This is a genomic window from Pseudoalteromonas sp. MER144-MNA-CIBAN-0113 (assembly GCF_040308965.1).
Classification (GTDB): Bacteria; Pseudomonadota; Gammaproteobacteria; order Enterobacterales; family Alteromonadaceae; genus Pseudoalteromonas; species Pseudoalteromonas tetraodonis.
This window is the reverse complement of record NZ_JBEOOG010000633.1, coordinates 1-231: the sequence shown is the minus strand read 5'-3', so window position 1 is coordinate 231 and position 231 is coordinate 1. Positions and strand designations below refer to the sequence as shown.

The following is a 231-nucleotide window of genomic DNA, read 5'->3' as shown; positions in this document are numbered from 1 at the left end:
ACCCAAAATAAAGTCGATGTTTAAACTACGCTCGTGCGCTTCATCTATAATTATGGTGTCGTATTGGTTTAAAAATCGATCTTGCTGAATTTCTGCCAGTAAAATACCGTCAGTCATTAGTTTAACGTACGTATTATTAGAAACCTGATCGCTAAAACGGATTTTAAAACCGACTTGCTGACCAAGTTCGCACTTCATTTCTTCAGCAATACGGTTAGCCACCGTTCGCGC

At 39.4% G+C, this 231-nt stretch carries 1 protein-coding gene; it reads right to left on the bottom strand.

Annotated features, from left to right (window positions below; translation table 11 throughout):
* Nucleotides 1-231: hypothetical protein (locus AAEY57_RS21260; RefSeq protein ID WP_350608814.1), on the bottom strand; the 231-nt coding region annotated here is incomplete at both ends.